We start from the raw sequence: 564 nt of genomic DNA on the forward strand, positions 1-564 counted from the left end.
GATCGAAGTTTTCAACGATCTGGTCAAGAACGCAGTGTCGCCATGATCACTTGATCCCGCCTTCGATCGCAACACTTAGTCTCATGTTGATAAGCATGCTCACAATCCCAACACCAGCACGCGCCGAGATGAGCAAGCAACTACAGGACGAGCCAAGCAACTACGTGATAGCCGTCGACGTCCTGCCCGAAGAGTCGAGAAAACATCATGAAAATAGCGACACAGGAACGATGGGGCCAAGCTGTACCTGGCCCGCCTGCGGCGAAGTCCACAACCGGTCTGGCCAAATCCTGCGCATCAGTCGCGACTCAAATTCACACACTTCATGTGGCGCCATTGGTCCATATGGAATTATATATGATGGAGAAGACAGCAACGGAGCGCCCTACTATTGGGAAGATGTCGACTGCTTCGCGGGATACAGCTGCAGCGTATTCTATCTCGGCAGCTTCTACGACCCCGGCGAATATATCCGTATTTGGAATCCAATCTGGGTATACAACGGCGGAGTCAAACGGTCATGGCGACACCCGGTAAAATGATCTTGGGTGTCGAGTGATTGGG

1 protein-coding gene is annotated in these 564 nt (G+C 52.3%); it reads left to right on the plus strand.

Annotated elements, in window-relative coordinates:
• On the plus strand, positions 1-542 hold a 542-nt coding region (locus ACFHW1_RS28840; RefSeq protein WP_416616741.1), incomplete at its 5' end, for a hypothetical protein.
• Between the last annotated feature and the right edge of the window lie 22 nt (positions 543-564).

The sequence above is a fragment of the Micromonospora sp. LOL_014 genome (genome assembly GCF_048060245.1).
Lineage (GTDB): Bacteria > Actinomycetota > Actinomycetes > Mycobacteriales > Micromonosporaceae > Micromonospora_E.